This is a genomic window from Microcystis sp. M_OC_Ca_00000000_C217Col (genome assembly GCF_007095585.1).
GTDB lineage: Bacteria > Cyanobacteriota > Cyanobacteriia > Cyanobacteriales > Microcystaceae > Microcystis > Microcystis panniformis.
In genome coordinates this window covers 1-4,402 of sequence record NZ_SFBV01000152.1, presented here as the reverse complement: position 1 = coordinate 4,402, position 4,402 = coordinate 1, and the positions used below count along the sequence as shown (strand labels likewise).

Sequence of the window (4,402 nt, the reverse complement as noted above, 5' to 3'; positions counted from 1 at the left end):
CTTCCGTGAATTCTAGGTTAATCATGTTTTTAATGAGTGCTTTGCTTCTAATTATGACTCTTAAACTATATTATTGTCCTTGAGTAAAAAATGCAAGTTGTAGCCGTGCAAAGTATAGTAAATAGCGGGCCGCTTCTGGTGCTTGGGTTTCTTCCACAGTAGTGAGTACCATCAGGGCAACCCCTAGGGGTAACTGCTGAATTTCCCCTAATTCTTTCAGATAAATTCGATGCACCTGATTACAATTGAGGAGCGCTCGGTAGGGATGGGTGTTACTTTGTTCTAGACTACGGGTGGGATAGATGACAACAATGTGCCAATCGGTAAATCGTTCTCGCTGGCGATAAAAATACAAAAATGATTCGCCGAAAACCCGTTCATAGAGTCGTTCGTCTTTTTGAAATTGCACTTCGCAAAAATAGATCACCCCGCTACTATCATTATCGGGTGGCAGGAATACGCCATCGATCTCAAATTTGGGTTCTTTGACGGCTACGGAGTCAAATCGGTATTCGGTGGCATTAGCAGGTGGGTTTTCCAGTAAATCGAAGAGAAGGGAGGGGGATTGTTGGAAAAGCCGGTAAAATATCGAGTCTCGTTTCATGATGATCGGGATTGCACCATAGCTCTTTCCCGATCTTCCCATAAAACCCCCAAAAAAAGAGAGAGGAAACCCGTACCTCCTCTCCCTTGAGACATTATTTTCCAGCTTTGCGGACAGCACCCCTGATTTATTCTCCCCTTTGACTCTTGCATGAGTGCCTGAGTGCCTCTCCTAACCAAGAAATTAAGGTTCTTCGGTTTGTCTGCAATTTTTGTCAATTGTTTGCGATCTAGAGTGAACTAATCAATTAAATCCCTTACCAGATAAGGATTTAGTCGATTTATGCCCCCCTATCGAACCATACCAAGTCCCGAAGAGCCGAAATTAATCAGGTTGATGACATTAAAGAAAGCCTTGAGCCGAGTTTTGATGAAGTGCTTTGAGAAACTGCACAAAAACAACGAAATCTAAAACCGTAATTTTCTGTTAGAATTGGCAGTAATTAAACACCACGCTTGTAGGAGCTATGGTTAACCTCACCTATAACAAAAATCGACCTCTTCCTAGCGCCGAAGAATTGCCCTCTTCCGATGAAACTCCAGTGGACAATCAGTTACAGAATGATCTTCCCAACCTACTGCTAAATTTATTAGCCTTAATTTGGTCTGGTCGAGATGATTGGTATTTTGGGGTAGATATGGCTGTTTATTATAATCCAGACGAACCAGCTTTTGTCCCCGATGGTTTCTTAGCAGTTGGAGTCAACCATGATACGGGAGAAAGAGGTCGGTTAAGCTATATTTTGTGGGGAGAAAAGTATATCTTGCCGATTTTGTTTTTAGAGGTAATTTCCGAGAAATATAATAGTGAATATGGCAGAAGAGGAAGATTTAAAAACCGACAAAGATTAGAAGTATATAAATTAATCTCAGGAAAATATCAACTTCTAGAGAGTGAGAATAATCGAGTTTGGTTGCCAGAAATTGGCTTGGCGCTGGGTTACGAAAAAGGAGAACATATTGCCTGGTATCGGGAATGGTTATACTGGTATGACCAGTCGGGAAATCGCTATCTAACGGCTGAGGAAAGAGCGATGAACGCAGAGGCGATCGCTGCTCAAGAACGGCTGGCGAAACAAGAGGCTGAGGCGATCGCTGCTCAAGAACGCTTGGCGAAACAAGAGGCTGAACAAAAAGCCATCCGGCTGGCTGAAAGGCTCAGAGCGCTTGGAATTAACCCCGATGAAGTATGAAGTGTAAGGTCTGACTTCTCCAAGGTATCGAAAAACCAAAAAAAGAGAGAGGAAACCTGTATTCTAGAAAACGGGTTTCTTTGAGAAACGCGTTTTCTATGGCGCTTAAGTGTCGGTGCCGCCCCCAGTAAGCCTAACAGCACTCCCTAGCACTAAACCGCTAAGTGTGATACAAACAAAAAAGCTGGGCGTGGATTCTGGAACACTGACTGGATGCGAAGGCACTGTCAGTCACCCTGGCATTTTAGGGCGACCTACAATCGCCTTCCGGGCAGCGACTGTAGCAGTAGAATCGATCGCCTTCCAAGTGATCGTACGTGAGAAGCCGAATCTTGCGGTTGTTAAAGCCGAATTGTTGGAGAGCAGGCTTGCTGAAGATTCAAGATTCAGATTCAAGCAGATTGAGGGACTACCACCAAAGCAAGCGGCTTGTGCTGCACCAGCCGTCACCAAAGCCGCAAGAGCGACTCCGGATACAATGCCGAGTTGTCGTATTTTTATCATCTGGGCTTCTTACACCTCTTCATTCACTCTTCTAGGATACACACTTCCCACCCCCGCGTTGTATCAAAAGCTACAATTTAATAAAAATTGATATTCCTCTCCCCCAGGGCTTACGCCCCTTGTATAGTGGAGAAGTGGTAGAGTGTAAGCCTTTTTTTCGAGAGGATTTGCCCCTCACCGGAACCCCAAGAGAGCCATCTGATCACTGATAAACTGTTGACTATCTAAATTACCCGTTAAGACTGCATTAGAGGTAAATATTTCATGAGCCAAACCATCACACCTTCTTCCTTAAAAGCTAGTTTAGCCCCCAATCCCACTAGAGCAGCAACGGTGGACGATGGGGGAAATGTGCTAGGGGAATTTCTGCAAGAAACTCTGGCCATGACTAAACGTCTGTTCATCCAATTACAACGTCGTCCTTCAACCCTAATCGCGGGGGTAATTCAGCCATTTATGTGGCTGATTTTATTTGGAGCTTTATTTTATAATGCCCCCCAGGGTCTATTCGGCAACGATCTCAGTTATGCTAAATTTCTCGCCCCCGGAGTGATTGTCTTTACCGCTTTTTCCGGGGCCTTAAATGCCGGTTTGCCGGTAATGTTCGATCGAGAATTTGGCTTTCTTAACCGTCTCTTGGTAGCACCTTTAACCACTCGTTACTCGATCGTGGCCGCTTCTACCATCTATATTATCGCCCTCAGTTTCATCCAAACCGCCTCGATCGTGGCCGCTAGTGCCTTTTTAGGGGCTGGATGGCCTAGTTTAGCCGGATTAGGTGCGATCGCTTTGATTGTGTTCCTAATCGTTTTGGGGATGACTGCCTTAAGTCTCAGTTTAACCTTTGCTCTCCCCGGACATATCGAATTAATCGCCGTCATTTTCGTCACCAATTTACCGCTTTTATTTGCCAGTACCGCCCTCGCTCCCTTAAACTTTATGGCAGATTGGTTAAAAGTAATCGCTAGTCTCAACCCTCTCACCTATGCGATCGAACCGATCCGTTATATTTATTTCAATCAGCACTGGTCTTTTGATAGCATAGTCTTACAAACCCCTTGGCTTGACCTCACTTTCTTGACAGTTTTAGCCTTGCTCTTAGCTTTTGATCTGCTAATCCTTTTAGCAATTCAGCCCTTACTTCGTCGTCGTTTTGCTTAAATCAGTTACCAGTTACCAGTTATCAGTTATCAGTTACCAGTTATCAGTTATCAGTTACCAGTTATTAGTTTACTGTTCACTGAAAAGCTTGTAAATTTCTCACGACCAAAAACAAGATAATTTTCTGAGGAGTTAGTTAGATTATGAATACTCAAAAAATGTTGATCAAATCGTCTTTATTTCTAGCTACTATTTTATTAGTCGGGACTGATTTTAATCCGCAAGTGTTAGCTCAAAGCTTGAACCCCAGTCAGCCGGATTATCAAAAAAATGAACGTAGTTCCGATGGCAGGGATAGTCTCGGTGGTTTTAATCCTCTAGACTTGATTCATAATAGTAATTTTCGCCGTAGCCGGGACGGATCGGAATTTCAGGAAGACACCCTCAATAATATCAACGACGCGGCCGAGGAGTTTAAACGCAAGCAAAGGGAACAAATAGAAAATCTGCAAAATCCTGCCCCAGAAACCAAATAAAACCCCTTTTTTGAGTAGCTAGACACAATTAATCGCACATAGGTAGGTATTGAAAACTTTCAGATGCCCCCCTTATTAAGGGTAGATCCCCCCGCCTATCGGCACCCCCCTTATCAAGGGTAGATCCCCCCGCCTATCGGCACCCCCCTTATCAAGGGTAGATCCCCCCGCCTATCGGCACCCCCCTTATCAAGCTATCCATTAAATTTGATGAGATAGTTTCCAAGTCTGGCTGATATCATGTTACCTTCGCAGTCCCAACCAAATAGTTTTAACACCTGGTTCACCGTCACCTTTTCTACCTAAAAACCCCCCAAGAGAAGCAATCATTCTGACTGCTTCCCTAAAGGAGGGCGGCTTTTCAGGTGGCGGACCCTTTTTATGAATAGTGGCACACAAAGATTGCCATTCATGTTCTTCCAAAAAACTTTCACAACTCTCCTCTCCGTGTAAGCGTGCTTGATA

General features: G+C 44.2%; 5 protein-coding genes and 1 pseudogene. 4 read left to right on the top strand and 2 right to left on the bottom strand.

All coding sequences use genetic code 11. The annotated features are described in order from the left end of the window. Window positions 1-91: 91 nt before the first annotated feature. Window positions 92-604, bottom strand: a pseudogene (locus EWV66_RS08795) (Rpn family recombination-promoting nuclease/putative transposase); the annotation flags it as partial. A 466-nt stretch (window positions 605-1,070) separates the two neighbouring features. Between EWV66_RS08795 and EWV66_RS08790 the strand changes: the two are divergent. From EWV66_RS08790 to EWV66_RS08775, 4 genes are all read left to right on the top strand, one after another. Then, window positions 1,071-1,796 (top strand): Uma2 family endonuclease, encoded by a 726-nt coding sequence (locus tag EWV66_RS08790; protein WP_287115939.1) that lies wholly within the window; start codon window positions 1,071-1,073, stop codon window positions 1,794-1,796. A 166-nt stretch (window positions 1,797-1,962) separates the two neighbouring features. Continuing rightward, complete coding sequence (locus tag EWV66_RS08785) at window positions 1,963-2,391, top strand: hypothetical protein (protein ID WP_158499356.1); 429 nt, start codon at window positions 1,963-1,965, stop codon at window positions 2,389-2,391. A gap of 173 nt (window positions 2,392-2,564) precedes the next feature. Then, on the top strand, window positions 2,565-3,461 hold the full coding sequence (locus tag EWV66_RS08780) for an ABC transporter permease (protein ID WP_052277046.1): 897 nt from the start codon (window positions 2,565-2,567) through the stop codon (window positions 3,459-3,461). Window positions 3,462-3,604: 143 nt separating this feature from the next. Continuing rightward, window positions 3,605-3,937: a hypothetical protein gene (locus tag EWV66_RS08775; RefSeq protein WP_052277045.1), complete on the top strand. Its 333-nt coding sequence runs from the start codon at window positions 3,605-3,607 to the stop codon at window positions 3,935-3,937. Between the two features lie 243 nt (window positions 3,938-4,180). Here EWV66_RS08775 and EWV66_RS08770 read toward each other — a convergent pair. Continuing rightward, the coding region (locus EWV66_RS08770; RefSeq protein WP_287115938.1) for an IS4 family transposase at window positions 4,181-4,402 on the bottom strand (222 nt) is incomplete at its 5' end.